Raw genomic sequence first — 26,245 nt, 5'->3', positions numbered from 1 at the left:
CTTTGCTCCGTGTCAGACGGCCAGGCCGGCGGCGTGGCCGGAGGCCCAGGCCCATTGGAAGTTGTAGCCACCGAGATGGCCGGTGACGTCGAGCACCTCGCCGACGAAGTACAGGCCGGGCTGGCGCCGCGACATCATGGTGGACGAAGAAACCTCGTCGGTGTCGACGCCGCCAAGCGTGACCTCCGCGGTTCGATAGCCCTCCGTGCCGCTGGCCACCACCGGCCAGTCCGCCAACTGTGCGCCCATGGCGTTCAATTCCGCGTCGCGGAACTGTCGCATCGGCTTGTTCGGCAGCCACACCTCGCACAGCCGCTCGGCGAGACGTCGCGGCAGGAGCCCGGACAACACCGTCTTGAGTTCCGCGGCAGGACGCTCGGCGCGGCCTTCGCGCAGGGCTTCCCCGGCGTCGCGGCCGGGAAGCAGGTCGATGCGCAGGTCGGTGCCCGGTTCCCAATAGGAAGAGATCTGCAGGATCGCAGGGCCACTCAGCCCGCGGTGCGTGAACAGCATGGCGTCGCGGAAGGCCGCGCCGTTCGCTCGCGCCTCCACCGGCAAGGCCACCCCGGACAGGCCTTCGAAGCGCTCCTGGTGCTTTCCGCTCAACGTCAGTGGCACGAGCCCGGCGCGAACCGGAAGCACGGCATGACCGAACTGCGTGGCAACCTCATAGCCGAACCCGGTGGCGCCGAGGCTGGGAATCGACAGCCCGCCCGTGGCCACCACGAGGGAGGCGGCACGTACATGCCCGAGCGGCGTGTCGCAGGCGAAGCCGCCGGCAGCCGCGCGGAGGCGCGAAACCGCACAACCGGTTTCCACGCGCACGCCGACGGCGGCGCATTCGTCCAGCAGCATGCGCACGATCTGTTTCGACGAATCATCGCAGAACAGCTGCCCCGGCGCTTTCTCATGCCAGGCGATGCGGTGGCGGTCCACCATGGCGATGAAGTCCCACGGCGTGTAGCGAGCCAGTGCGGACTTGCAGAAATGCGGGTTCGCCGAAAGGAAGTTCGCGGGCGAGGTGGCCGTGTTCGTGAAGTTGCAGCGGCCGCCGCCGGACATCAGGATCTTCTTGCCGGCCCGGTTGGCATGGTCGACCACCAGCACGCGACGCCCGCGGCCGCCTGCGACGATGGCCGTCATCAGGCCCGCCGCACCGGCCCCGATCACCAGGACGTCGTATTCCATTGCTCTGTGTTCACCGTGCAAACGCCCATGATACCGCCAGGGACGCTCGGATGACTTATCGGCCCTTATCTGCCGGGCGCACTCGCCGGGACGTGGCGGCGGTGATAATTCACCGGAGAGTCCCTAGACTTGTCAGCCTGCCCTCGAAAGGAACACGACCATGCCCTCTTTCGACATCGTTTCCGAAGTCGACACCCACGAGCTCACCAACGCGGTGGACCAGGCAAACCGCGAGGTTTCCACGCGCTTCGACCTGCGCGGTACCTCGGCCAAGTACGAACTCGACGACAACGTCATCACGCAGAAGGCCGACAACGAGTTCCAGCTTAAGCAGATGCTCGACATCCTGCGCGGCCGTCTCTCGGCCCGGCAGATCGACGTGCGTGCAATGGACGAAGGAAAGGTGGAAACCAACCTCGCCGAGGCCCGGCAGAAGATCACCATCAAGCAAGGCATCGAGCAGCCGGTGGCGAAAAAGATCGTCGCGAAAATCAAGGAGGCCAAGCTGAAGGTGGAGGCCCAGATCAACGGCGAAAAGGTTCGCGTCACGGGCAAGAAGCGCGACGACCTCCAGACCGCCATGGCCCTTCTGCGCAAGGCCGACATCGAGGTACCGCTGCAGTTCGAGAACTTCAGGGATTAGTCCCGGAGACCGCCCACGATCAGTGGGCGGTCCCATCGGGCACATGCACTCCTGGACCCATCGAACCTTGTTACGCCGTTGGCACCGTTCCGCCGTCGATGATGTGCTCCGACCCTGAGATGGAAGCCCCACGGGGCGAGACCAGGAATGCGATGAGATCGGCCACTTCGCTCGGCTTGGCCGGACGCCCCAACGGAATCCCGCCCAGCGCATCCATGACCATCTGCCTGGCACCTTCGTAGTCCGTGCCCGCATTGGCCGCGATGCCGCCGAGGAAATCGACCGACGCTTCCGTCTCGACCCAGCCCGGCGAGACGCGGACCACGCGCACGCCCTTGGAGGTCACTTCCTTGGACAGCGCCTTGCTATAAGTGGACAACGCCGCCTTCGCGGAGGCATAGGCGATCGTGGAGTCATGCAACGGCAGCAAGCGTTGGATCGAGCTCACATGCAGGATCACGCCGGATCCTTGCGCGAGCATCGCGGGAAGCAAGGCGCGATCCATCCGCACGGCCGACATCAGGTTCAAGTCGAGCGCCTTGGCCCACTCCGCATCGTCCAGCCTCGCAAAGCCGCCAGCGGGTGCCGAAGAACCGCCCACCACGTTGATCAGAATGTCGACTCCACCGAACCGTTCCCGCGCCGCCTCGACGGCTTCGCGAACGCCGTCGGCCGTCGCGAGGTTGGCCGCCACGTAGTGGACGCCGTCGACAGGCTTCTTCGGCATCGAGCGTGCCGTCGCGACGACCCGTGCATCAAGCTGGGACAGCAGTTCGACCACAGCCGCCCCGATGCCTCGCGTGCCACCCGTGACCAGGATGCGCTTTCCTGCCAGTTGGAGATCGAAGCTCATCACACCATCTCCAGTGAGGCGATCTTGCCGCGTTCCAGAACGAAGGAGTAGCGCAGGTCCAGCGGGCTGCCCGGGAAGTTTCCCGACACCTGACTGGTGACGATGTACCGATCCCCTTGGACTTCCAGCGTGTGGGGCTTGGCGGTATAGGCGTACTTGGCAGTCGCCTCGTTCTTCCAGGCTTCGATCGCGGCCGCACCGGAATGCGTCTTGCCCTCGTCGAGGACGAAACCATTCTTGGTGAAGCAGCGGGCGACCGCGTGGCCATCGTGGCGATCGGCGTCGAAGTACGCCGAGATCGGCTCGGGCAGGTCCAGATCTTTCATTGCAATGCTCCGGTTGGTGTGCGGAGCTAGATTGATCCGTTCCCTTGGGTTAGAGAATCACCTACTATCTGATCAGGCTATGTAGGAATCAGTGCACAATGCGCGGCTCCGAATTTGCGGAACTCAAGGCCTTCGTGGCCGTTGTCGACCGGGCCAGCTTCGCCCGTGCTGCCGATCACCTGGGGCTGTCGCGGTCCGCCCTCAGCCAGATCATCCGCCAGTTGGAAGCCCGGCTCGGCGTCCGCCTGTTGAATCGCACCACCCGCAGCGTCTCGCCGACCGAGCCCGGACGGCGGCTGCATGAGCGCATGGCCCCCATGCTTCGCGACATGGACGAAGCCGTGGCGCAGGCCGTGGGCACGAGTGCACGTGCGGCAGGCACCTTGCGCATCAATACGCTGAGCATGGCGGCGAAGCGCGTGCTCGCACCGCGACTGGGGCGTTTCGCACAGGCCAACCCCGATGTCGTACTCGACATCGTCATCGACGACGGCCTGAGCGACATCGCAAGAGAAGGATTCGATGCGGGCATACGCGTGGGCGGCCGGCTGCAGAACGACATGGTGGCGGTCCGGCTGACGCCGGACTTCGAACTGCTCGCTGTAGCGTCTCCCGACTACCTTGCCCGGCGTGGCGAGCCCAGAACGCCAGCGGATCTGAGCCGCCATGACTGCATCAACTGGCGCTTCCCCGGCAGCGGCAAGGTCGCGGGCTGGCCATTCAAGAAAAAGGACAAGGCGATCGAGTTCTTCGGCGAGGGAAAGGTGATCTCGAACCATCAGGACATCATCGTGCCAGCCGCCCTGCAGGGACTCGGGATCCTGTATGCCTATAACGACGGCGATATCGCGGAAGCACTGCGGGACGGTCGCCTCAGGCGCGTCCTTGCCGATTGGTCGCCGACGGTACCCGGCCTCTTCCTCTACTACTCGAGCCGGCGCTACATGCTGCCGGCGCTGCGTGCGTTTATCGACTGCCTGCTTGATCGAGACGTGGGTAGTGAAGCGCCTTCAAAGTCAGGCACGTCTTGCTGATCCACTCGATGGCAGCGCGTTCCTACAGCGCTGCGATGCGGCTGCGGTTGCGGCCCGCGTTCTTCGCCTCGTACAGCGCGTCGTCCGCGCGGCCGAGGAGCGAATTCAGCGATTCGGGAGCCCGCCACATGGCTACGCCCGCGCTCACGGTGATGCGGATGCGGTAGTCGCCGTGCACGATCACCATCGCCCCCAGCGCATGGCGCACACGTTCGGTCATGTCCAGCGCGTGCTCTGCCAGCGCGCCCGGCAGGCAGAGGATGAACTCCTCCCCGCCGAAGCGGCCGGCGAGGTCGTCCGCGCGACACATGGAGGAGATGACCCGCATCGTCTCGCGGATCACGGTGTCGCCCGCCAGGTGTCCGTAGGTGTCGTTTACCACCTTGAAGTCGTCGATGTCGATGAGCACGACGCTGAACGGGATGCCGTCGGCCGCGGCGCCCTGGCGCACGCGTTCGGCCTGCTCGAGGAAGCGTCGGCGGTTGAGCGAGCCGGTAAGTTCGTCGGTACCCGCGAGGTGGTCGAGCCGCTCGTTCGCGGCCTTGAGGTCGCGTGTGCGCGCATCGACCTGCACCTGCAACAACTCCGCACGACGGCGCAGGTACAGCGTGCGCAGGTATACCAGCCCGAAGAACAGCGCCACGCCGAGCGCGATACCCGCCAGCAGGGTCCACGGGCTCTCGTACCAGCGCGGCGTGACCACGACGCGAATCGAAGTCTCGACGGTACGGGCGTCGAGTCCACGCATGGTGGCGCGCAACCGCAGCGTATAGGTGCCGCTGGGCAGGTTCGTGTAGATCGCGCTCGGCGGAATGCCCCGTTGCACTTCGTTCCACCCCGCGTCCGTACCGTCCATGCGGTACGCGTAGTGGGTTTCCATCGGCGCGCGAAAATCGAGCAGCGCGAAATCCACCCGGAGGTTCCTGGCTCCGGCGCCCAGGGAGACCTCGCCGCCGTCGCCAGGAATCTCGCGTAGCGGCAGGATCCGCTCGTTCACCGAGACCTGGGTCACGGCGAGCCGCGGAGGGGCCGCCACAGGCGCCACCCAGTAAGGGCGGACCACCGTGAGCCCGCCCAGTCCGCCGAACATCAGCTCGCCGCCCGGCGCCTCGGCCGCGGCACGATGGATGTAGCTCGGGATGCGCAGCCCGTCGCGAATGCCGAGGTTGGCCACGCGGTGGGTCGCGGTGTCCACCATGGCCACGCCGTTCGCCATGGAGGCCCATACGCGGTCGTCGTGATCGACGAGCAATGCGTTGATCTTCGTGTTCGAAAGCCCTTCGCGCGCACCCACCAGCCCGAAATGGAACGGACCGCGCGGCTTGAATTCGTCGAGGTAGGCGATGCCGCCGAACGTGCCCAGCCAGAGGCGGCCGCGCGAGTCGAACGCCATGGAGCCCGTGTAATCCTGGGGCAGGCTCGTGGGATCGGCGGGATCGTGCCGAAGGTTCACGAAACCCGGTTCGCCGTCGTAGGCGATGCTAATGCCGCTGATCGTGGCGAACCACCAGGCCCCCGGCATGCGCACGATGTAGCGGACCTGATCGCCCACGAGGCTGTGCGGGTCGGCCTCGTCGTGGCGCATCTGGGTGAGCGTGCGGCGCACCGTGTCGTAACGGAACAGGCCGTCGTACCCACCGATGAGGATGTCGTCGCCGTCGCGCTGCATGGACAGGATCAACCGGCCATCGAGGCTCGGGATCACGGAACTCTCGAGCGCGAACGTATCCGGATCGATCCGAGAAATGCCCTGCGCCCCGGCCCATATCGAACCGTCGGGAGCGACCACGAAGGCCTGCACGTCGCGTTCCGCCTGTTCGCCGCCGAGTTGAAGATGCCGCATGCTGCCCTTGGCCAGATCGAGCACGTCGATCCTGCCCATGCCCAGGCCGAGCCACACGCGGCCGCGAGGATCGACGAAGATGCCATGCACGTTGGCGTTCGACAGCGTGTGCGTCTCCAGCGGCGACGGCAGTACCGAGAACACCTTGCGCCCGTGCGGATCGTAGTGCGCGGCCCCCAGTTCGGTGGCCACCCAGATGTTCCCCGCGGTGTCCTGGAAGATGTCGCGCGTGATGTCGCCGGGCAGCGACGAAGGCATGGCCGCGTCGTGGGCCAGCGATCGCAGCCGTCCGCTGCCGAAGTCGTATGTGACCACGCCCGCGCCATCGGTGGCCGCCCAGAGCACGCCCTGCGGCGTCTCGTGGAAGGCGCGCACGGTGCGTCGACGGGCCATGCCGTTCTTGCCGGAGAAACCGGGAACGAGGTGCCCCTGCCCCTTCGGGCCGATATAGATCGCACCCGATTGCCCCGTACCGATCCAGAGCCGGCCACGGCTGTCTTCCAGCAGGGCCCACACCTGGTCGTGAAGGATCTCGTCCACCTCGGGGTCGCTGGATTGCACCCGCGTGAAGTGACTGCCCGGACGACGGACGAAGAGGCCGTTGTCGGCCCCGGCCCAGAGCCTGCCCGCCTTGTCCTCGGCCACTACGAAGGTGCGCGTCTTCATGTCCTTCGCGTCGCCTGCGACGGGCGCCACGTGAGTGATCTTCCCGCTGGCGAGGTCGAGGCGATCGACGCCGCCTTCGGTAGCGATCCAGTACACGCCGTGCTCGCGCGCGGGGGCGATGGCGAAGATCTTGCCGTCCGATGTACCGCCGGGGCCGATCGGGTAGACGTGGAAGCGCATCGTGGAAGGATCGAAACGCACCAGACCGCCGGCGTTGGTACCGATGAGCAGCCCGCCGTCCTCCAGGGGCGCGAGGGCGCGCACGTAGGAATCGGGCAGCACGGCCCCGGCGTAGGAGTCGGGCTCCTGGCCGAACACCTGCATGCGATAGCCGTCGTAACGCACCAGGCCACCGAAGGTGCCGATCCAGATCAGGCCACGGGTGTCCTGCACGATCGCCGTGGTGGTCGAATGGGGAAGCCCGTCGGCGACGCTGACGGTATCGAACCATACCGACTCGTATACCGCCCAGGGATCGACCGCCGCCGGCGGCGCCGGCTGCGCGTTCGCCGCCAGGGACAGCAGCAGGCAGCAAAGCCAGCTTGCGAGGGCGAACAGGGGTGCTCGGAAACGCGGGAGACGAGCGGGCCGCGGCTGGCGGTCAGCTCGCATAAGCCATTGTCGGGTCGAGGTACCGCGCGAAGGCGTCGGCGCTCATGGGTCGGGCGAAAAAGTATCCCTGACCGATGTCGCAGCCGAGGTCGCGCAGCCACTCCGCCTGCGCCTCGGTCTCGACGCCTTCGGCGATCGTGCGCATGTTCAGTTTCTTGGCGAGGCCGACGATGGCCTCGGTGATCTCGCGATCGGCCAGGTTGGAACTGCTGCCGCGTACGAACGACTGGTCGATCTTGATCGTGCCCACCGGCAGTTCGCGCAGGTGGCTCAGGTTCCAGTACCCGGCACCGAAATCGTCGATCAGCAGGTCGAAACCGTGCGAGCGCAATTTCACGAGCTGGCGCATGGTCTCTTCGGGCTGGCGCATGGCCGTGGATTCGGTGAGTTCGAAGCGGATGCGGATGGGATCCACCCCATACGAACGCACCGCGCGGTGCAGCGTGTCGACGAAGGCCGGGCGGCTGAGCTCGTGCATGGACAGGTTGATGGCCACGTAGTCCACTACGGTGCCCGCAGCATCCCAGGCTTGCAACTGGTTGAGCACGGCACGCAGAACGTATTCGCCCAACGCGTGGATGAGGCCCGAGCGTTCTGCGATTTCCACGAACACGCCAGGCGGCACGTCGCCCCGGATGGGATGCGGCCAGCGGGCAAGCGCTTCCACCCCAGCCAGCGTGCCGTCGCGCAGGTTGCGCTTGGGCTGATATTCCACGGTGAGTTCCCCGGCCTGCAGGGCCTCCCGCAGTTCCACCGTGAGAGCCAGGCGTTCGCGCGCCTGCTCGAGCATGCCTTCTTCGTAGAAGCGGAAGTCGGCCTTGCCGGTTTCCTTCACCGCGTACATCGCGGCATCGGCGTTGCGCAGCAGCGTCTCGGCCACCATGCCATCCTGCGGCGCCACGGCCACGCCGATGCTCGGGCTGACGGCCACGAACTGGCCCGACACGTTCACGGGCTTGGAAACGAGGTCCAGCACCTTGCGGCAGACACGAACCAGGTTTTCCATGCCGCCGTAAGCCTGCACGACCACCACGAACTCGTCGCCGCCGAACCGGGACACCGTGTCGCGCTCGCGCACGCTGCTGCGCAGCGACGAGGCCACGGCGCGCAGGAAGGTATCCCCCGCTTCATGGCCGAGGGTGTCGTTGATGGACTTGAAGCCGTCCAGATCGATGAACATCACCGCCAGCGCCACGTTCTGCGCCGCCAATGCCTTTTCCAGCTCCCGCATGAGGTATGCGCGGTTCGGCAACCCGGTGAGCGTGTCGTGGTAGGCATGGAAGGCCAGGGCCCGACTGGCCTGCTCGCGAGGGTCTTCCAGTTTCGCATGGAGGCGCCTGCGCTGGCCGAGCAGCCAGGCGATAACCGTGGCGGCCAGGCCGCAGACCACCACGAGCGCCAGCATCCAGCCGAGTCCGGCCCCCACGGTGCTGAAAGCGGCACAGCCGGGTACCTCGCCCGGACCGAAAACGGACCAGTGCGCGCACTTCGATTCGGCGAGGTGGATGCCGATCTCGACGCTACGATGTGTCAGCACACCAAGCTCCGGCCCGGATTCCGGGACACGTCGCCAGCCGGCATGGACGGCAGCCGGCCCGCGGTTTCAACGAAATGTCCAAGGACGCCGCGCATCCCGGGGAAGGATCGGGCGCGATGCCACTTGTCCCTCGGATTATCGGCCACAACCGCCCCCGACTTTAGCCCCTCGCCACGAATCGTCCCGGCGTCTTTCCGCGGAGTGAGACGACCGGCCCTTGGCGCATGATGCTGGCTCGGCGAAAAAACGCAATCCGCCGCTCGGGAAAGCCCGATGGACGGTCGGTCAATCGCCCTTCCCCGAGAGATAACGATCGAACCAGGAAAGGGCCCGTGCCAGCACGTCACGACGACTGGCCTCGCGCGCGAACCCATGGCCTTCGCCCGGGTAGACCACCAGGGACGTCGGTACGCCCTGGGCGCGCAGGGCGTGCCAGAACTCGAACGACTGCGGCGCGGGGCATTCGGCGTCGCGCTCGCCCACGACGATGAGGGTAGGCGTCTTCACCTGCTTGATGAAGTTGATGGCCGAGCTTTTCGCGTAGACCGCCGGGTTGTCGTAGACCGACGCGCCGAAGAACGGCTTCATCCACTGGTCGATGAGGTTCTGGCCGTAGTAGCTCTGCCAGTTCGAGATGCCGGCGCCTGCCACCGCCGCGCGGAAGCGGCCGGTCTGGGTGACGCCGAACATCGTCATGAACCCGCCATAGCTCCAGCCGGTAAGGCCCAGGCGCTTGTCGTCCACCGGGTGGTTCTTTTCGATGACGTCGACGCCGGCAAGCACGTCGCGCATGTCGCCATAGCCGAAATCCTTCCGGTTGGCCTGCACGAAGGCCTCGCCCTGCCCGAAGCTGCCGCGCGGGTTGGGCATGAAGACGAAATACCCCAGCGCCGAAAAGGCCGCGCCGCCATAACCCACCCCCGGCCAGCGCGGCGAAACCATGGCGGCGGGGCCGCCGTGGATCGACACGATCATGCCGTAGCGCTTCGCCGGATCGTAATTCGCCGGGTACAGCAGCCAGCCCTGGACGTCATGGCCCTCGTTCGTCCAGGTGATGGATTCGGCCTTGCCCCAGGACGGTTTCAGCCCCGCGTTGAACGAGGTGACCGTCTTGGGCATGGAGCCACCGTCCAGTGTGGCGACCTGCACCTCCGGCGCCTTGTCGAACGAGCTGGCGGCAAAGGCGGCCTTGCCGGCATCGGCGCTCAGCGAGAGCGACAGAGAGAGGCGGCCGTCGCCGATGGTCATCGGGGTCTCGAACAGCGTCGCGGCCTTCGAACCGGCGTCCGAGAGGGTGTAGCTGGAGACGCGGCTCATGCCGGCGGCGTGTTCGGCCACCAGGAGGCGGTCGGCGCCCGTCCAGGCAAGCCAGGCCGGCGTGGTGTGGATGCCCGGCGTGACGTCGACAGGCTCGCCGCCGCCGTTGGCGGCCACCGTCCAGATATCGCCACCGGTGGATCCCTGGTCGCTCATGAGCCCGCCGATGAAGGCGATGCGGGTGCCGTCCGGCGAGAAGCGCGGCACGGCCAGTTGCAGGTCCTTTAGTGGGCCGGAGAGCTTCACGGTGTCGACGAGGGCCACCGCCTTCGCGCCCGCGGTGGCCGGCTGCGCGTAGAGCCTGGCCACCCACCAGTTGTTGTCGCCGGGAGGCGGGGCGGCCACGTAAGCGATGCGGTCGCCGTTGGGCGAGAAGGAAAACTCGTAGACGTGCAGCTCGTCCGGGGTCAAGGTGCGCACGGCACCGCCGGCGATATCCACCGTGGCGACCTGCTGCACCTCGTTGCCTTCGACGCCGATCTCGCCCAGCTGCGGCTTGGCGGCCGCCGTGGCGCTGGCGCGCCGCGTGGCGTTCGGTACATACAGGAAGCCGATGGCCTTCCCGTCGGGGCGCCATTCCAGGCCCTGCACGTAGCCCTTGAGGTGGGTGATGCGCTTCGCTGCGGCCTTGGCCGTCACGTCCACCACGTTGATGTCGTTCTGCTTGCCCTCCTCCACGCCAGGCGCCTTGCCCGCGCAATCGGAGAGAAAGGCCAGGTGGCGCGAATCAGGAGCCCAGATGGCCTCCGTTTCGCTGCAACCTTTCGTCGCCGTGACCCGGCGCGGGCTGCCGCCGTCGACGTCGGCCACCTGCAGCACCTGCTTGCCGTCCGTCTTCACCGTCCAGGCCAGGTGCTTCGCGTCCGGCGAGATGGACACCGAACCGACGGACCGCACCTTGCCCAAGGCTTCGAGGATGTTCGCTATCCGCGGATCTTCGGTTGACTTGGCGGGGGACGTGCCGGCATGGGCGGCGCCCACGCAGGCGAGCGCGGCGGCGGCGGCGATCCACTTCGTACGCATGGGTGACCCTGGTCTGTGTGCGAAGCGTGAAACCTAACACGACCATGAAGACCCGTGCACGGCGCCGCTTCGAGGATTACGCCAGCAGGTGCGCGTACTCCGGATTCCTCTTGAACCACGTGGCCGCGTAAGAACATGCCGGGCGGATCTTCCACTTGTTTGCCTCGGCCACCTGCACCGCAAACCGGGTGAGCAGGTTCGCAATACCACGTCCACCGACGGGGTCCGGCACGCCCGTGTGGGTGATGGTCATGACGTCGCCCTGGAGGGTGTAATCCACCTCGCAACGGTAGCCATCGACCACCGTGGAGAATGCCTGCGCCTTGCTGTCGTGGATGATTTCGAGGGGTGTGGCTTTATCGCTCATGGGGAGCCTCCGTCGGGACCCCGGAAGCATGCGCGTTTTCCATACAGGGCGGAAGCGTAAACTGCCCGCGCATTCACGCCGAGAACGAGCCCACGTGCTGACCATTCACGAACACGGCCACCAGGGCCAACCCGTCCAGTGGACCAAGGGCATGGGCAGGCCGGCCGCCCCCATCTGGATCGACCTGCTCGATCCCAGCGAAGACGAACGCCGCTGCGCGGCGGAAATCACCGGACTGCGCGTGCCGGAACGTGGCGACATCGTCAGCCTCGCGCTGTCCAGCCGCATTCGCACGGACGACGATGCGATGTACCTGTCGATCCCCTATTTCGCCGATACCGGCACCAACCACGCGGCCCCCGTGGGGATCGTGGTTACTCACCAGGTGCTCATGACGCTTCGCTTCGAACCCTCGCCTGCCTTCGATCTCGCCAGCCAGAGTTGCGAGTCGCACCGGTGGGAATCCAGCGCCGACGCGCTCGCCACGCTGATCGAGGCCATCGTGAATCTCGCGGCCAAACGCATGGAAGACGTTTCCGCCGACCTGAAAAAACTGTCGGATCGCATCTTCACCCCCGTCCGGCTCGGCACCCCGGCCCTGCGCAACTGCATGCTGGAGGTGGGCCGGCTCGAGGGCGAACAGGCCCGCAACCGCTCGTCCATGCTCGGCGTGCAGCGCATCGTATCGTTCGTTCGCGCGAAGAAACCGGAATGGATGTCCGACGACGTGGAGCTGCGGCTGCGCGTGGTGGACCACGACCTGCGCACGCTCGACGAGTTCGACGACCAGCTCACCAACAAGCTGCAGTTCCTGCTCGATGCCAGCCTCGGCTTCATCAGCACCGATCAGAACCACGTGATGAAGGTGCTGACGGTCACCTCGGTGGCCACCATCCCGCCTGTGATCCTCGCGGGCGTTTGGGGCATGAACTTCAAGCGGATGCCGGAACTCGACTGGACGTACGGCTACCCCATGGCAATCGCGGCCATCGCGTTCAGCATCCTGCTGCCGGTACTGTTCTTCAAATGGCGTGGCTGGCTGGAGGGAGACTAAAAGGATCCCTAGCCCATGCCTTCACTTTTGTGAAGTCCACAAATGTGAGCTGATTCACGTTTTTTTACATCTTGCCGCTTTCGCCCTAAAGTTACCGGCTTTCCGGCCGACACGCCCTTTGTGGGTCCTCGCCGGATCGCCGGACAGACACGCAGGGGCGACCGCCGTGGTGCGCCCCACTCGGGGGAGGAAGTGGTCGGTGCGATTCAGTAGCCCATATTGCGACGGGTCGGCGGCGTGAAGCCCGCCGCCGTGAAAGCCCCGTGGCACGCCCTCCTTGGCGCGCTGCCGGAGTCCCGTTTGCTCGACTCGGTGGCGGAGTTCACGCACCACCGGGACATCGACGCCCTGGACCACAGCGTTGTGCTCTCGCTCGCGGAACTGGTCCCCGTCACCAGCGTCACGCTGTGCAAGCGGGGCGAGACCCCTCAGCACCCGGTCGAATCGATCGTCGTGTGCTCGCGCAATGCCGAAGGCGGCCTCGTGGTCGAAGCGATAGAACCCGACCGCGAAGGCGATCCCATCGACACGATGGTGTGCGCCATGGAAACGTTGGAGGCCATCAGCGACGTCACCGAGAACGGCAACAGCCGCCTGGTCATTCCCATCCTGCGCGAGCAAGCGGCTATCGGCGCCCTCATGCTGGAAGCCCCGGATTCGCTCTACGAAGTGCGCTCGATGGTGGAGGGCTTCGCCCGCATCTACGGCAACTACAGCGCCCTGCTCAACGAGAGCGAACGCGACAAGCTCACCGGCCTCTACAACCGTCGCAGCTTCGAGCAACGCCTGCAGCGGCTGCTGAAGCTCCAGCGCCAGCGGGCACGAGCCGCGTCGCCGGAAGGCAAGGAGCAGCGTCAGTCCCTGGACCACGCCGCCCAACTTTTCCTCGCGATCCTCGACATCGATCATTTCAAGCGCATCAACGACACCTACGGGCACGTCTACGGCGACGAGGTGATCCTCATGCTCGCCCAGCAGATGCGCGCGAGCTTCCGGCAAGGCGATGTGCTCTTCCGTTTCGGCGGCGAGGAATTCGTGATGCTTATCGAAGCCCGGGACGAGGACGCGGCGCAATCGGTTCTCGACCGCTTCCGGCGCTTCGTGGCCGGCCATGCGTATCCCCAGGTGGGGCACGTCACAGTGAGCATCGGCTTCGCGCGGATCACCGAGAACGATTACCCGGAAATCGTGCTCGATCGCGCGGACAAGGCCCTGTATTTCGCCAAGCAGAACGGCCGCGACAGCGTTCACGGTTACGAGTCGCTGAAGGCCCGTGGCGAACTGGCGTCGTCCGTGGCGCTGGGAAGCATCGACCTCTTTTGAGGTTCGGCGCGGGCGCTAGGGGCCCTGGGGCGTCGACCGCTTGCTGACGTAGCGGCGTCCACCCGCCTTGCCACCCGGCCGCACGCGGAAGGCGAGGCTGATGCGCGGGCCCACGGCCGAGCGCGTCTTCGGAATGCCATGGTCATAGTGGAACTGGGTGGCGTAGCTCATCGTGAGCAGGCTGCCCGGCTCCATGTCGATGTCGAACGCGCGTTTCGGCGCCTCCCGTTCGCGCAGGGCCATGCGCCGTGTCGCGCCGAGCGACAGCAGTGCGATGGGCTCGCCTTCCGTCAGCTCCTCGAGATGATCGTTATGCGGTGCCACGCTGTCGCGGCCGTCCCGATACAGGTTGAGCCCCACGGAGGTGAACCGAACGCCCGTATGTGCGATCACCTCGCGGGCCGCCTCGCCGAGCACCGGCGGCAAGCCGGGCTCGTCCAGCGCGTAGTGCTGCACCAGCCGCGGCACATCCACTTCGCGCCCGTACATCGATCGCCGCTGCGCCTCCCAGGGAATGTCGGCCAGCAGCGTGGCGAACCATGCTGCCGCCTTTTCCGGCCCGACCAGGGCGGGCTCGTAAGCGAAGCGCCCGTGCTCGTCGTCGACGATCACGAGCGGCTCCGTACCGAAGAGGCCGGCCTGGGACATCGCGTCCTTACTTGACGACGCCGCAGGCGATGCGCGCGCCGCCGCCACCCAGTGCTTCGGGCTTGTCGGAATAGTTGTCGCCGCCGGCGTGGATCATGAGGGCGTGGCCCTTGAGGGTGGCGAGGGACTTCAGGCGCGGCGCGGTAACCGCCGTGGTATCCGTGCCATCCGCACCGACGGTGATCTTCGGCAGGTCGCCTTCGTGGCCCGCGGCGGATTCCGGACCTTCGTGCTTGCCGGTGTGCGCGGGGTCGTAATGACCGCCCGCGGCCAGCGCGGCACCCTTCTTGCCGTCCTTCTCGCCCGGATCGCAGCTTGGTTTCTCGTGCAGGTGGAAGCCGTGCTCGCCCGGAGGCAGCCCCTTGAGGTTCGGGGTAAACACGAGGCCACCCGCGCTTTCGGTCACCGTGACCGTGCCCACGGACGCACCCGAGCCCGTCGCGCTCACCATGTTCATCGGCACGGTCACGCTCTTGTCGGCGGCCTGCGCACCGGCGCAGACGAGCAGCCCGGCCATGGCAACGGCAATACGATTCATCGTGCACTCCTTAGGTATTCGAGGAATCCCGATACTGCACCCAGGGTCGTGAAGCGTCCAGCACGAGCCGCCCCGGGCAATGGCGCTACGCGAAAATGCGGGCGGTGTCCGCGGCCGTCAACAGTCGCCACTCGCCGCTTGGCAAGCCGTCGAGCGTCAGGCCACCCAGCGCCACGCGTTCCAGGGTTTCTACGTGGTTCCCCACCGCGGCGAACATGCGGCGAACCTGGTGGTAGCGGCCTTCGGTGAGGGTAAGACGGACGCGGCGCGGGCCCAGCACGTCCATGGAGGCCGGTTCCAACGGCGTGGTCTCGCCTTCGAGCATCAGGGTTCCCGCCGCGAATGTGGCGGCCTCGTCGCCGCGCAGGTCCGCGGCAAGGGTGGCGTCGTACACCTTGCTGACCGACGCCTTCGGCGAAATGATCCGGTGCAATAGCTGGCCGTCGTCGGTGAACAAGAGAAGGCCGGACGTGTCGCGGTCGAGCCGGCCCACCGTGGAGAGGACCGGATTACGCAGCGCGAAGCGCGGTGGCAACAGGTCGTAGACGAGCCGGCCCACGTCCTTGCGGGAACAGGTGTAGCCCGTCGGCTTGTTGAGCATCAGCAGCATGCCTTGCGGCGGATCGAGCGGCTCGCCGTCGAAGCGCACGTCGGCGTGATCGACCTTGTCGTCGGCATAGAGCACCTCGCCGGCGGCGTCGGTCACCAGCCCTTCGCGGAACATCGCGGCAACCTGCTTGCGGCTGCCATAACCGAGGTTAGCCAGGAGGCGTACGAGCTTCATCGGCGGGGTTCCCTGGCTTCGACAACCTTGAAGCCGTCGCGCTCGACAACCGTTCGCACGCTCGCGAAACAGGCGTCGAGGGTGGATTCGTAAGCGAGGTGGCGGTTCGCCACCATCCAGAAACTGCCGTGACCGGCCAGCCCGGCGGCCGCAGCCGCGATGAAGGCGCGGCCCAGCGACGGGTCGTCGGCCCGCCCCTGGTGGAACGGCGGATTGGCCACAATGGCGTCGTAGCCGGTATCGATGCCGTGGGTGACGTCGTGCCAGCGCACGCTCGCGGCCACCGTGCGGCCGGCGCGCGCCATGGCCGCGTCGAGGTTGGCGCGGGCGGGTTCGAGCGCACGCCCTTCCGCTTCGTAGAGATCCACCGCCGTCACGCCGCTACAACGCGCGAGAAGTTCGCAGGCGAGATAGCCGAACCCCGCGCCGAGGTCTGCCACGCGGCCCGCGAGCGTCGCGGGCAATGCATCGGCAAGGAGGACCGACGCGGTATCCACGCGATCCCATGCGAAAAGGCCGCGCCGCGTCGCAAAGCGTCCGTCGAGCGTTCGCGTGGGCGCGTCCAGCGCAAGCCATTCGGCAAGCAAGGCGCCGTCTGGCGTGCTGCCCGACGCGGTCCAGAACACGCGACATTTGTGTTTCGAGAGGCAGGCCACGCCACCGGCGAGGCGCGCCAGGTCGGCCTCCGCGGTCTTGGCGCCCTCCGCATTCGGTACGCTTGCGACCACGATGCCGTCGTTGCCGACAAGCGACAGGGCCTGCGCAAAAAGCGCACGCGACTCCTCGCGCTGGCGCGTCGGCAGCACCATCACCACAGGGAAGTGGCCTTCCGGAACCTCCGGCAGCACCGTGAATCCGGATCGCGCCAGCGCATCCGCCGCCGGCTTGAACGACTGCTGCAGGATCCAGCCCGGGCGACGGCGCTCGCGCAGCGCGAACCCGTCGCGCGCGCGGAGGATGAGGATCTGGCCATCCGCGGGGAGCTTCAGTTCGCCCGCGGCGAACGGCACGAAGAGCGCATCGAGGGCGGCATCGGAAGCGGAACCGGCGGACAACGCGAAAGGCCTCTGCGGAAAACGGGACCGACGATTCTAGCCCAGGGATGCCGGGGACGTTCGATCAGCTGCTGCAGGAAAGCATGGAGCAGCCCACGCGTTCCCGCGCCCAATCCGGACGCCGTCCCGCCAGGTGCTCTCGTCCCGGTTGTTCGTCATAGGGCCGCCGGAGCGTGTCGAGCAATTCGTGGATACCCGAATCGTCGCCCTGCTCTGCCCTGTCGATGGCCTGCTGGGCCAGGTAATTGCGCAGCACGTAACGCGGATTGCCGGCGCGCATCAGCAACAACCGGCTTTCTTCCGCCGACTCGTCGGCGCGCACGCGCGCGGCATAGCGGCGCAGCCAGGCCGAGAGCGGTTCCTCCACGGTCGCGCGGCCGGCGTCCTCGTAGAAGGCGGCGGCCACGCTGTCCACGTGCGGCGAAGCGAGGTCCAGCGTGGCAAGATCGCGATAGAAAAGGGTCATGTCCATGCCACCGGCCCGCAACAGGCCGCGCAGGTCGGACACCAGCTCCTCGTCGCCGGGCATCTGCCTCGCGAGGCCCAGTTTCGCCGCGGAGAACGCGGCGTCCGTGGCCTCGAAAGTTTCCACGTAGCGGTTCAGCCCCGCCTGCAGCGGCGCCACGTCCGCGAACAGTGGGGACAACGCCTGCGCCAGCCGCTGGAGGTTCCAGTAACCCACCTGCGGCTGTTGCCCGAAGCGGTAGCGCCGGTGCGTGCGGTCGGTGGTATTCGGCGTCCAGTCCGGATCGAAGTCGTCGATCCAGCCATACGGACCGTAGTCGATGGTGAGTCCGAGTATCGACATGTTGTCGGTGTTCATCACGCCGTGCACGAACCCCACCCGCATCCAGTGCGCCATCAACACCGCGGTGCGCTCGCAGACTTCGGCGAAGAACGCGGCATAGCCCTCCTCGGCGGGCAATGCCGCCGCCTCGGGGAAGTGCACGGCGAGGGTGAAATCCACCAGCCGCCGCAGCAGATCGGTTTCGCCGCGCGACGACGGCAGTTCGAAGGAACCGAAGCGGATGAACGATGGCGCCACGCGGCATACGATGGCGCCCGGCTCGGGCGCGGGATGCCCGTCGTACATCACGTCCCGCACGACGGCCTCTCCGGTGGCCACCAGGCACAGCGCGCGCGTGGTGGGGATGCCCAGATGGTGCATGGCCTCGCTGCAAAGGAACTCGCGGATCGACGAGCGCAGTACCGCGCGGCCGTCGGCCCCGCGCGAGTAAGGCGTGCGCCCCGCCCCTTTCAGCTGGAGTTCCTGCCGCCCGTGGCGCTCGGTGAGCACTTCGCCGAGACCGATGGCGCGGCCGTCGCCAAGCTGGCCCGCCCAGTGCCCGAACTGGTGTCCGCCATAGGCCATGGCGTAGCCGGTCATGCCAGGCCAACGCGCGTTACCGGCGAACACCTGCGCAAAATCCGGCGCCGAGGCGGAGACGCCCAGCATCGACGCCACGTCGTCCGACACCGCGACGATCGCCGGCTCTGGCACGGCCGTGGGGTCCACCCAGGAAAATGCTGCACCCGTTACCTGTCTGGGCACGTTCGCCGTGTCCGGATCGGCCGGAAGTTCGCGAACGAAGGTGTTGTCGAAGCGCAGTGCGGTCATGGGCATTCCATAGGCGATCCCCCACGATATCCGGCCAGCGCCGTCCCGTTGCAAGGCGTCCGGCAGGTTCGGGCCATCCGGCCCAGGCCACGGGCTTTGAACTCGTGCAAACTAGGGAGGCTCCGAACAAGAGCATCCTCCTGCCCATTCGACCTCGAACCCATGCGCCTCCTCCGCTCCCTGGCCCTGCTTGCGCTCCCGACGCTGTCCGCGGGGGCCGAGCCCGTGAGCGTGCCCCGCAGCGACAAGACCCTGGTCGAGATCATCAACGCGACCATGGGCACGCTGCCCAACGCCATGGACGCGCTGTCGCAGAAGGTGCCGGGTGGGCTTCACCCGACCGCCGACGCCCCGCCGCAGATCGTTCGCAGCATGCCTTTCGTCACGCGCGACGGTTTCAGGGTCAGTGCCCTCGAGGCGCGAGGCATCGAGGAAGGCGGCGACGTACCCATCGTCCGCTTCACCTCCATCCAGCTCGAACAGCAGCCCTGCTTCCAGCGCTCGGCGCTCGACACCACTTTCCACGCCCCGTCGTCGGAGACGGCCCTGCCGGCTGCCCCGTCGATGCTGCCCAATCGCTACCTGGTCATGCAGATGCCCTGGGGAAGGCTTTCCTTCGGCACATCGAAGGAGAGCGGCGGCTGCGTCATCGCGATCGTGGGCGATGCCACCGGCGGCCTGCCCGGCCTGCGCATGCCCCTGCCGCTGCCGCAACCCACCACCATGCCGGGCATGCCCGATCTCCGCCGCACCTGGCCCATGCCGGCCGGTGCGTATACGGCGGATTAAACGCCGGCTACCTCTGTGAAACCGCCGAGGATCGACTCGATGCGGTCCTCCGTCACGGCTTCGGAGAAAAGATAGCCCTGTAGTTCATCGCAACCGGCCTCCCTTAGAAAGAGACGCTGCTGTTCCGTCTCCACGCCTTCCGCCACGACGCGAAGACCCAGCGCGGCGCCGAGGTTGGACACGGCCCTGACGATCGCCGCCGAGTCGTCTGCCGTGGGCGCCATCTGCACGAAGGACCGGTCGATCTTCACCTTGTCGACGTCGAGGTCTTTCAGCAGCGTCAGGCTCGAATAGCCCGTGCCGAAATCGTCCAGCGAGATGCGCACCCCGGCGCGGCGCAGGCGCTTCAACAAACGCACGGTCGCCGCATCGGCGTTGACGATGGCCGTCTCGGTTATCTCCAGTTCGAGCCGCTGCGCGGGCATGCCGCAAGTGGCCAGCGCGTCGAACACCATGTCCGCGAAGCGGTCGTCGCGCAGTTGCACCGCGCTCACGTTCACCGCCACGAATACACCTTCGAGTGGGGCGAGCCTGGCGCAGGCCTCGCGCAGTATCCATTCGCCGAGCGTACCGATAAGGCCCGTCTCCTCGGCCACCGCGATGAACTGCACCGGCGGCACGGATCCCAATTGGGGATGCATCCAGCGGGCCAGCGCCTCCACACCGACCACCTTGCCGTCGGCCGCCCTCACCAGGGGCTGGTAATGGCACGCAAGGCCTTCGCCCGTGCGCAAGGCGTCGCGCAGGGCCAGTTCCACGCCGCGGCGGTGGGCAAGCGCGGAGTCGAGTTCGTCGGTATACACGACATAACGGTTGCGTCCGCGTTTCGCCTCGTACAGGGCGCTGTCGGCCTTGCGCGCCATCTCGCCCGATGCCACGGCATGGGCGTCGACGGGGACGATGCCCACCGACGTTCCGATGAACGCCTTGCTCGACGTCACATCGAACGGCATGGATGCCAGGATGAGCATGCGCTCCGCCATGGCCGGTACGTCGAGTTCGGCGGCATCTTCCACGAGCACGGCGAATTCGTCGCCACCGATGCGGGCCACGGTGTCGGTCGCCCTGACCAGCCCACGCAGTCGCGCGCCGAACTCCACCAGCAGCTCATCGCCCGCGTGATGGCCGTACGTATCGTTGACGCGTTTGAAGCCATCCAGGTCGAGGTAGAACAACATGGCCATGCCACCGCCCCCGGCGGCCCGCCCGATGGCCGCATCCAGCTTCCCAAACAGGGCGGTGCGGTTCGCCAGCCCGGTCAGGGCATCGTGACAGGCGAGCCAACGCACCTGGGCCTCGGTTTCGCGCAGTTCGGTGATATCGGTGACCGCGGCCAGCACGTGGGGCGAGCCATCCAGGTCGATGCTCGTCTTCCGCGTCAGGAGGGTGCGGACCCGTCCCTGCACGTCCGTGACGGTCTCTTCGGTTTCCACGACCTCGTGGCTGCGCAGCGCCACATCGTCGCCGGCGGCGAACCGCGCGGCCTGGTCCGGCGCGAACAGCTCGTCGTCCCGCTTCCCCAGGACATCCGCGGCGGATACGCCGAAGCTTTCGCAGCCGATCCGGTTCACGAAAACCCAGCGGTGCGCGGCATCGCGCACGAACATCGCCGTGGGCATCAGTTCCAGCACTTTCGACCACGTGCCGAGATCATGGATCACAGGAGCCCCCTCCCCGTCGCGAAAGTCACTCCGGGCCAATCTGCGACGCCCTCCGTGATCGCCGCGTGTTGGGAGAGCCGGAGCAAGAGCCAATGGCTGTTCTCGCATCTTGTCGACCGAGGCGCTGGGTGCCTGCTTTCGCAGGCACGACGGTAGGTGGTGACGCTGCGATACCGTCGCGTCGCGCTCTGGTAGGAGCCGCTTCGCTTGTGTGGGAGCCGCTTCAGCGGCGATGGGTGCTCGCGGCAAGCTGGCCCGCTGCCGCGGGATCGCCGGCGTAGCCGGCTCCCACACAAAGCACCGGGTACTCGTATGTCGTGGGCATCGATGCCGGGTTTTCTTGCCGCCATATCGTCGTGCCTGCGAAGGCAGGCACCCAGCGACTCCAGTGCGGACGGTCGCCGTAGACCGAACATAACGACGTCACGCCACGCACTGCAAGCAACGAAGCTGCGGTCCCCGGAAAATGCGCGAAGATCCAAAAGAAAGGGCCCTCCCGGGCCCTTTCGTCCCCGTCTTGGAATGCGGTTACTCGGGCTGCGTGGCAACGGCGGCCGGCGAGTTGCCGACGGCTACCGTGGCGATCACCTTGTTGGTGAAGGGGTCGAGCACGGAAACGTCGTTCGATCCCGTGTTCGTGACATAGACGCGCCCGGTCGAGCGGCTGACCGCGACGGATTCGGGCGAGTTGCCCACGGTCACCGTGGCGAGCGTCTTCCTGCTGAGCGGTTCGATCACCGAAAGCGTGTTATCGGCGAAGTTGGTCACGTAGACCGGGGTACCGACGAGGCTGGTCGCGACGTCGTACGCGCCGTTGCCCGCCGTGAACGAGCCGGCCACCGTGTTTTTCAACGTATCCACCACGGTTACGGTGTTCGAAGCGATATCGGGAGCGTAAAGGCGCGCACCGAACGGGCCGATGCCAAGACCGAAGGGAACGCCGTTCACCTGCACCTTGGCCACTGTGCGGCCCGCGCGCGTGTCGATCACGGACACCGTGCCGTCGCCGATGTTGCCGGTATAGACGCGGGCACCGAGGGGACCGGCGGCGATGCTGAGCGGCGTGCTGCCCACCGGGATGCTGGACGCCACCGTGTTCCTGGCGGCGTCGATCACCGACACGGTGTTGTCGCCGGAATTCGCCACGTATACCTTCGCGCCATCCGCGCCCACCGTTACGGCGGCCGGCGTCGTGCCGACCTTCACCTCGGCGGCCACGACGTTCGTGGCGGCGTCGATCACGGACACCGTTTCTGCCTGGCTGTTGACCACATAAACTCGCTTGCCGTCCGGGCTGACGGCAGCGGCCACCGGTGTGAAGCCCACGGTGATCGTGGCGGTGACGCCGTTGGTGGCCATGTCGATCACCGACACGGTGTTGCTGCCCTGATTCACGACATAGGCGTGGTTGTTGTGCGCGGCCGATGCCGGCAAGGCCACGCCGGCAACGAGCAGAGGAAGGGCGCAACGTGCCGCGGACGCGAGCCGGCCGTTGCGGAACGGCGATTGTTGGATCGTCATGCGAGTACCTCGGTCATGGATGGAGAGCGCTACAAGCGCCTGGTCCGTTCCCAAGCGCGCGAGCAGACCGTATTCCCGCGCGGTGACGGTTTGGCGATGTCCATATATCCGCCTGCATGACGTTTTGAAGACCTCCTCTATCGACGTGCGGCAACGGAAACACCGGCGCCGCCGACGTCCATGGCCTCTTCGAGGGCGCGCGACTCGCGCCAGCGAAGCACGCGGTACGCACGCGGATCGCCGGGCGCGTTCTGCAACGCGAGCGTTGCATCGATACGCACGACCACGCCGTCACCCAGCGTTGCCGTCGAGGTGACGGTGACCGTTCCGCTGGACGGCAGCGACGCCACCGTACCCTCGGCGCGACCGGGCACGGGCGGAAGTCCGCCGTGCTCCGGATCCATGGCCCGCACATCGGCGACATACGCCTCGGCGAGTTCGCGCCCGGTCCCCGTCATGGCCGCCACGACGACCGCCGGCGCGTGCGCCAGGTTCGGGCCCGAGGTGGACCACAATGTCAGTCCGGGTTCCACGCGGTCGGCGATGGCGCCGGGCAAGCCCGGTACCCGGCGCAGTTCCTCGAGGCTGGCGAAGCCGCCTTTGGCCAGCAGACTGTCCGCAAAGCGTTCCCCGCCGCCTCCCCAGCGAACGATGGCGTCACGCCACCGCGTCGCTTCCGCCGGACCGGCACCGGCGGCCAGGAGCAATGCGCCTATCTGCTCGGGCGTGGCCGTGTTGAGGTTCAATTTTCCATCTTCGTCCACAATGGAAACGGCGACATCCACATCGTCGATGCGCAAGCGATACGCGCGCCCATCCACCGCCCAGCGCTGCCTCGCCTCGCGGGCGCGCAGACGATAGGCCGCCTGTTCGATCCCGGCTTCCGCCGCATAGATGCCCTTCGTCTGCAGGTACTGCCCGCGGGCCTGCGTGCCTTCCACTTTCGCGCCACTGGCCAGCGCACCCAGCGTGATCGCCGCGAGCGTGCATCCCCAGAGCACGACGAGTAGCGCGACGCCGCGCTGCGCACGTACGGTGCGGGGCGCTCTCACGGCGTCGCTCCGGTGGCGGCAAGACGGACATACGCCTCGCGATCGTTGACGGCCCCCGGGTCCATGCGCAGCGGCACGACGAAGGTCGGCCAACGAAGTCCGTGACGAAGCGTCAGTTCGATCCCGACCATCGTTGGCATGCGTTGTTCGTCGGACCAGGAAGTCCGCCAGGGAAGCACGCGCCCGTGCGCGTCGCTTCCGCCGTAAACGATGCGACCGGACGCGATATGTTCCAGCAGTGTCTCCGGCGACGCCGGCACCACGCCGGCACCGCTGCGCGTGGGAAGCGGTGCGAAGGCGATCACCAGGCGTTGATCGCCGGGCTCGCCGACGAGCGAAAGCGTCTGCAGTTGGAGTCCCTCGTTCGCGAGATATCCCGGCCCGGGCGAGACGAAGGTGGCGCCTTGCCCGTCTCCACGGAATACCACGACCTGCTTGTCCTTCCCCAGCGCCCAGGGATAGGGAAGCGCGCCGGACAGCGCCCTGCGCAGATAATTCTGCGCAGCCCTCATCTGGTCGAGCCGTTCCGTGGCCGCGAGGCTGCTGTGCGTCGAACGCGCGATGGTATCCAACGATGCGAACACGCCGAGCAGAAGGAGCGCGAGCAAGGCCAGCGCCGCCAGCGTTTCCATCAGGCTGAAGCCCGAAACCTTCGTCATGAGTCGCCCCGCGGGGGATCGCGCGGGGGAAGCTCCGATACCGCACGCTGCGTGAAAAAGCGCGCGGACGTGTCCTTGCCCTTCTCGTTCCATTGGACGGTCAGCTCGATGCGATACAGCCGCATCGGCGTGACGGTCGGCACCGCGGACTCCGCCGGCGGTTCGGTGACTGTCATCTTCCATCGGTAGATGTCGTCGAAGCGGCCTTCATGGGTTCCCGTCGAGGGAAACTCGGTGACGAACTGCCGATCGAGGAATCCGCTGGCCCACAGCGAGGCCTGCGTATAGTCGGCGGCGCGTGCGTTCAACGCCATCGAAGCTCCCGCGGCCTGCATCAGGGCGCCGAAACAGAGCGCCAGCAGGAACATCGCGGCCAGCGTCTCCAATAGGCTGAATCCTTGCGCGCGCCACTGTCGCATCGTATTCCCCCCTCCTTCGTTCGAGCATACGGCGCGGCACGTTTCGTACGGATGACGTGACCGAAGACTCTCGTCATTCCTGCGAAAGCAGGAATCCAGAGCCTTGTCGCTCGCCGGAAACCGAGGCCCTGGGTCCCTGCTTACGCAGGGACGACGAGCAGCGGAAAAGAAAGGGCCCGAAGGCCCTTTCCGTTCATCCCTGACTCGTCCGTGATCGTCCGATCGATAAGCGATCAGATGGTGATGCAGGTGTTGATCTTCGCCGCCGCCGCCGGAGCGGTGACGAAGGCATAGCCCGTGCCGCCACCGGTGGCGGTACGGTTGCCGACGAGCGTGGCGCCCGCGCGGCGGGTGGCGTTGTAGGTGTAGGTCATCAGGTCGCGCACGGCGGCGAGGTCGCTGCCGTTACCCTTCTGGTTGAAGATCAGGTTCGACACGGCGAGGATCGGATAGCTGGTGCCCACGCCCTTCGCGTACGTGGACGGATCGGCCATCACCATGCAACCGGCCGTGCTGGCGCCGGTGAGGGCGTCGACCTTCGGCGTACCCGGAATCACGCTACCGCCGGCGGCATTCCAGCCGTTGATCACCTTGTCCACGGCCACCGTCGTGAACGTGAGGGCATCCGGCAGGTCCGCATACGGATCCTTGCCGTTGACCTTGGCCACGTGGGTGGTGGACGAAACGGTGGTGTGCTTGAAGTTGGCCGATTCGGCGTAGCCGATGGCGCCCGGCGTGCTGCTGATGGCGCTCACCACACCCGGGTTGCCCTGACCGGCGACGGAGCCGGCCGGCAGCGTGAACTGCGCGGTGACCGTCGCGAAGCTCTGGTCGGCCTGGAAGAACTTGCCGCTCGGAAGCGAGGTGCAGACGGTGCTGAGGTGGTTGGCGAGCGAGAACGTGGTGCCGCTGCCATCGCCACGGTAGGCGAGGACGAGCGTGCGGCTCGGCAGCGGAAGCGACGGAGCGGTGTTGAAGTCGGAAGCGGTAAGCTGGTTCCAGTTGCTGACCTGGCCCGAGAAGATGCGGCACAGGCCGGCATCGGCCAGATCGAGCGAAGCCACGTCGGGGTTATTGAACGCGATGGCGACCGAACCGACGATCGCCGGGAACTGCGACGGCTGGCCGTATTGGGTCGCCTTGTTGCCGAGGTTGGTGCCGTTGCCGAACCAGTTGAACTCGTTCTGCGACATGGGCGCATCGCTGCCCACGAAGTGCGGATCGACGACCGAGGTATCCGCGCCGAAGCCGGTGGTCGCGCTCGCCGAGCCGGTGCAGGCCTGACCGGCGCCGCCCCACGTGGCCGTGCCGTCGGAATGGTCGAAGATCTTCTTGCCGCCGCCGCTGCCCGTCTGGCAGTACGACACGCTGTTGGCCGGCGAGCTGGTGCTGGCCCAGTTACCCATCAGCGACGTCGAGTCCACCGACGAACCCGGCTTGCCCGACACGTTGCTGGAGAAGACGGGCGACACGGCACCCGACGTCGTGAAATTCCAACCGACATAACCACCGGCCGGCAGCGTCGCACCGCCGCCGCCCACGTTGGTGCTCATCGCTGCGCCGGCAGCCGTCAGACCGAGCGTCATCAATACGGCGCCAGCGAGGAGCTTGGCGCGGGTGTTCCCCATAGCATTACGCTTGAACATGGTGTTACCCCTAGTCGTAAGACCCCCTTCTTGGAGGCCTTACGAGTATTCGCCCCGTAATTGTCCTGC

23 protein-coding genes are annotated in these 26,245 nt (G+C 66.7%); 5 read left to right on the top strand and 18 right to left on the bottom strand.

What is annotated here, in order from left to right:
• Positions 1-12: 12 nt before the first annotated feature.
• Entirely contained in the window at positions 13-1,188 is a 1,176-nt protein-coding gene (locus tag FHS47_RS11080; protein WP_167027014.1) for an NAD(P)/FAD-dependent oxidoreductase, read from the bottom strand.
• A gap of 160 nt (positions 1,189-1,348) precedes the next feature.
• On the opposite strand from FHS47_RS11080, the gene FHS47_RS11075 reads away from it, so the two are divergent.
• Positions 1,349-1,831 carry a YajQ family cyclic di-GMP-binding protein gene (locus FHS47_RS11075; protein ID WP_167027010.1) on the top strand — a complete coding sequence of 161 codons (483 nt, stop codon included), beginning with the start codon at positions 1,349-1,351 and terminating at the stop codon, positions 1,829-1,831.
• A gap of 70 nt (positions 1,832-1,901) precedes the next feature.
• Here the strand turns inward: FHS47_RS11075 and FHS47_RS11070 are convergent, their stop codons facing one another.
• On the bottom strand, positions 1,902-2,684 hold the full coding sequence (locus FHS47_RS11070) for an SDR family oxidoreductase (protein ID WP_167027007.1): 783 nt from the start codon (positions 2,682-2,684) through the stop codon (positions 1,902-1,904).
• On the bottom strand, positions 2,684-3,010 hold the full coding sequence (locus FHS47_RS11065) for a nuclear transport factor 2 family protein (RefSeq protein ID WP_167027004.1): 327 nt from the start codon (positions 3,008-3,010) through the stop codon (positions 2,684-2,686). The genes FHS47_RS11070 and FHS47_RS11065 overlap by 1 nt, the downstream gene beginning before the upstream one ends.
• Before the next feature lie 98 nt (positions 3,011-3,108).
• Here FHS47_RS11065 and FHS47_RS11060 point away from each other — a divergent pair, with 98 nt between their 5' ends.
• Positions 3,109-4,044 (top strand): LysR family transcriptional regulator, encoded by a 936-nt coding sequence (locus FHS47_RS11060; protein WP_167027001.1) that lies wholly within the window; start codon positions 3,109-3,111, stop codon positions 4,042-4,044.
• Between the two features lie 22 nt (positions 4,045-4,066).
• Here the strand turns inward: FHS47_RS11060 and FHS47_RS11055 are convergent, their stop codons facing one another.
• The 4 genes from FHS47_RS11055 to FHS47_RS11040 all read right to left on the bottom strand — a co-directional run bounded on the left by FHS47_RS11055 (position 4,067) and on the right by FHS47_RS11040 (position 11,409).
• Positions 4,067-7,165: a ligand-binding sensor domain-containing diguanylate cyclase gene (locus FHS47_RS11055; RefSeq protein WP_167026998.1), complete on the bottom strand. Its 3,099-nt coding sequence runs from the start codon at positions 7,163-7,165 to the stop codon at positions 4,067-4,069.
• A complete protein-coding gene (locus tag FHS47_RS11050) occupies positions 7,155-8,702 on the bottom strand; it encodes an EAL domain-containing protein (RefSeq protein WP_167026995.1) in 1,548 nt (515 codons plus the stop codon). Before FHS47_RS11050 ends, FHS47_RS11055 begins: the two co-directional genes overlap by 11 nt.
• Positions 8,703-8,987: 285 nt before the next feature.
• The gene (locus tag FHS47_RS11045; RefSeq protein ID WP_167026992.1) at positions 8,988-11,042 is read right to left on the bottom strand and encodes a S9 family peptidase; all 2,055 of its coding nucleotides are present in this window, start codon (positions 11,040-11,042) and stop codon (positions 8,988-8,990) included.
• 76 nt (positions 11,043-11,118) lie between these two features.
• Positions 11,119-11,409: a GNAT family N-acetyltransferase gene (locus FHS47_RS11040; RefSeq protein ID WP_167026989.1), complete on the bottom strand. Its 291-nt coding sequence runs from the start codon at positions 11,407-11,409 to the stop codon at positions 11,119-11,121.
• A 94-nt stretch (positions 11,410-11,503) separates the two neighbouring features.
• Between FHS47_RS11040 and FHS47_RS11035 the strand changes: the two genes are divergently transcribed.
• Both FHS47_RS11035 and FHS47_RS20020 read left to right on the top strand, forming a co-directional pair.
• Positions 11,504-12,463: a CorA family divalent cation transporter gene (locus FHS47_RS11035; RefSeq protein ID WP_167026986.1), complete on the top strand. Its 960-nt coding sequence runs from the start codon at positions 11,504-11,506 to the stop codon at positions 12,461-12,463.
• 237 nt (positions 12,464-12,700) lie between these two features.
• Positions 12,701-13,786, top strand: a complete 1,086-nt coding sequence (locus FHS47_RS20020) for a GGDEF domain-containing protein (protein ID WP_167026984.1) — start codon at positions 12,701-12,703, stop codon at positions 13,784-13,786.
• 15 nt (positions 13,787-13,801) lie between these two features.
• Here the strand turns inward: FHS47_RS20020 and FHS47_RS11025 are convergent, their stop codons facing one another.
• From FHS47_RS11025 to FHS47_RS11005, 5 genes are all read right to left on the bottom strand, one after another.
• On the bottom strand, positions 13,802-14,434 hold the full coding sequence (locus FHS47_RS11025) for an alpha-ketoglutarate-dependent dioxygenase AlkB (protein ID WP_167026980.1): 633 nt from the start codon (positions 14,432-14,434) through the stop codon (positions 13,802-13,804).
• Between the two features lie 7 nt (positions 14,435-14,441).
• Positions 14,442-14,972 carry a superoxide dismutase family protein gene (gene sodC, locus FHS47_RS11020; protein ID WP_167026977.1) on the bottom strand — a complete coding sequence of 177 codons (531 nt, stop codon included), beginning with the start codon at positions 14,970-14,972 and terminating at the stop codon, positions 14,442-14,444.
• 85 nt (positions 14,973-15,057) lie between these two features.
• The gene (locus tag FHS47_RS11015; protein WP_167026974.1) at positions 15,058-15,756 is read right to left on the bottom strand and encodes a pseudouridine synthase; all 699 of its coding nucleotides are present in this window, start codon (positions 15,754-15,756) and stop codon (positions 15,058-15,060) included.
• Positions 15,753-16,811, bottom strand: a complete 1,059-nt coding sequence (locus FHS47_RS11010) for a methyltransferase (protein ID WP_167026970.1) — start codon at positions 16,809-16,811, stop codon at positions 15,753-15,755. Before FHS47_RS11010 ends, FHS47_RS11015 begins: the two co-directional genes overlap by 4 nt.
• Before the next feature lie 64 nt (positions 16,812-16,875).
• Positions 16,876-18,429 (bottom strand): YdiU family protein, encoded by a 1,554-nt coding sequence (locus tag FHS47_RS11005; protein WP_167026967.1) that lies wholly within the window; start codon positions 18,427-18,429, stop codon positions 16,876-16,878.
• Positions 18,430-18,591: 162 nt separating this feature from the next.
• Here FHS47_RS11005 and FHS47_RS11000 point away from each other — a divergent pair, with 162 nt between their 5' ends.
• Positions 18,592-19,218, top strand: coding sequence for a hypothetical protein (locus FHS47_RS11000; RefSeq protein WP_167026964.1), 627 nt, complete (start codon positions 18,592-18,594; stop codon positions 19,216-19,218).
• Here FHS47_RS11000 and FHS47_RS10995 read toward each other — a convergent pair.
• The 6 genes from FHS47_RS10995 to FHS47_RS10970 all read right to left on the bottom strand — a co-directional run bounded on the left by FHS47_RS10995 (position 19,215) and on the right by FHS47_RS10970 (position 26,176).
• Positions 19,215-20,879, bottom strand: a complete 1,665-nt coding sequence (locus FHS47_RS10995; protein ID WP_167026961.1) for an EAL domain-containing protein — start codon at positions 20,877-20,879, stop codon at positions 19,215-19,217. The two genes, FHS47_RS11000 and FHS47_RS10995, sit on opposite strands and share 4 nt — an antisense overlap.
• Before the next feature lie 528 nt (positions 20,880-21,407).
• Complete coding sequence (locus FHS47_RS10990) at positions 21,408-22,400, bottom strand: beta-propeller fold lactonase family protein (protein WP_167026958.1); 993 nt, start codon at positions 22,398-22,400, stop codon at positions 21,408-21,410.
• A 137-nt stretch (positions 22,401-22,537) separates the two neighbouring features.
• Positions 22,538-23,452: a type II secretion system protein GspK gene (locus tag FHS47_RS10985; RefSeq protein ID WP_167026955.1), complete on the bottom strand. Its 915-nt coding sequence runs from the start codon at positions 23,450-23,452 to the stop codon at positions 22,538-22,540.
• Complete coding sequence (locus tag FHS47_RS10980) at positions 23,449-24,111, bottom strand: general secretion pathway protein GspJ (protein WP_167026952.1); 663 nt, start codon at positions 24,109-24,111, stop codon at positions 23,449-23,451. Before FHS47_RS10980 ends, FHS47_RS10985 begins: the two co-directional genes overlap by 4 nt.
• The gene (locus tag FHS47_RS10975) at positions 24,108-24,530 is read right to left on the bottom strand and encodes a prepilin-type N-terminal cleavage/methylation domain-containing protein (RefSeq protein WP_167026949.1); all 423 of its coding nucleotides are present in this window, start codon (positions 24,528-24,530) and stop codon (positions 24,108-24,110) included. The genes FHS47_RS10980 and FHS47_RS10975 overlap by 4 nt, the downstream gene beginning before the upstream one ends.
• Positions 24,531-24,763: 233 nt before the next feature.
• Positions 24,764-26,176 (bottom strand): substrate-binding domain-containing protein, encoded by a 1,413-nt coding sequence (locus tag FHS47_RS10970; protein WP_167026946.1) that lies wholly within the window; start codon positions 26,174-26,176, stop codon positions 24,764-24,766.
• Positions 26,177-26,245: the final 69 nt, after the last annotated feature.

This window comes from Luteibacter sp. SG786 (assembly GCF_011759605.1).
Taxonomy (GTDB): Bacteria; Pseudomonadota; Gammaproteobacteria; order Xanthomonadales; family Rhodanobacteraceae; genus Luteibacter.
This window is presented reverse-complemented; position numbering and strand designations above follow the sequence as displayed.

Coding starts and splice junctions, on each gene's coding strand:
- FHS47_RS11080 (WP_167027014.1), bottom strand. CDS start 1,188: ATGGAATACGACGTCCTGGTGATCGGGGCCGGTGCGGCGGGCCTGATG.
- FHS47_RS11075 (WP_167027010.1), top strand. CDS start 1,349: ATGCCCTCTTTCGACATCGTTTCCGAAGTCGACACCCACGAGCTCACC.
- FHS47_RS11070 (WP_167027007.1), bottom strand. CDS start 2,684: ATGAGCTTCGATCTCCAACTGGCAGGAAAGCGCATCCTGGTCACGGGT.
- FHS47_RS11065 (WP_167027004.1), bottom strand. CDS start 3,010: ATGAAAGATCTGGACCTGCCCGAGCCGATCTCGGCGTACTTCGACGCC.
- FHS47_RS11060 (WP_167027001.1), top strand. CDS start 3,109: ATGCGCGGCTCCGAATTTGCGGAACTCAAGGCCTTCGTGGCCGTTGTC.
- FHS47_RS11055 (WP_167026998.1), bottom strand. CDS start 7,165: ATGCGAGCTGACCGCCAGCCGCGGCCCGCTCGTCTCCCGCGTTTCCGA.
- FHS47_RS11045 (WP_167026992.1), bottom strand. CDS start 11,042: ATGCGTACGAAGTGGATCGCCGCCGCCGCCGCGCTCGCCTGCGTGGGC.
- FHS47_RS11040 (WP_167026989.1), bottom strand. CDS start 11,409: ATGAGCGATAAAGCCACACCCCTCGAAATCATCCACGACAGCAAGGCG.
- FHS47_RS11025 (WP_167026980.1), bottom strand. CDS start 14,434: ATGTCCCAGGCCGGCCTCTTCGGTACGGAGCCGCTCGTGATCGTCGAC.
- sodC (WP_167026977.1), bottom strand. CDS start 14,972: ATGAATCGTATTGCCGTTGCCATGGCCGGGCTGCTCGTCTGCGCCGGT.
- FHS47_RS11015 (WP_167026974.1), bottom strand. CDS start 15,756: ATGAAGCTCGTACGCCTCCTGGCTAACCTCGGTTATGGCAGCCGCAAG.
- FHS47_RS11005 (WP_167026967.1), bottom strand. CDS start 18,429: ATGACCGCACTGCGCTTCGACAACACCTTCGTTCGCGAACTTCCGGCC.
- FHS47_RS11000 (WP_167026964.1), top strand. CDS start 18,592: ATGCGCCTCCTCCGCTCCCTGGCCCTGCTTGCGCTCCCGACGCTGTCC.
- FHS47_RS10990 (WP_167026958.1), bottom strand. CDS start 22,400: ATGACGATCCAACAATCGCCGTTCCGCAACGGCCGGCTCGCGTCCGCG.
- FHS47_RS10980 (WP_167026952.1), bottom strand. CDS start 24,111: ATGACGAAGGTTTCGGGCTTCAGCCTGATGGAAACGCTGGCGGCGCTG.
- FHS47_RS10975 (WP_167026949.1), bottom strand. CDS start 24,530: ATGCGACAGTGGCGCGCGCAAGGATTCAGCCTATTGGAGACGCTGGCC.
- FHS47_RS10970 (WP_167026946.1), bottom strand. CDS start 26,176: ATGTTCAAGCGTAATGCTATGGGGAACACCCGCGCCAAGCTCCTCGCT.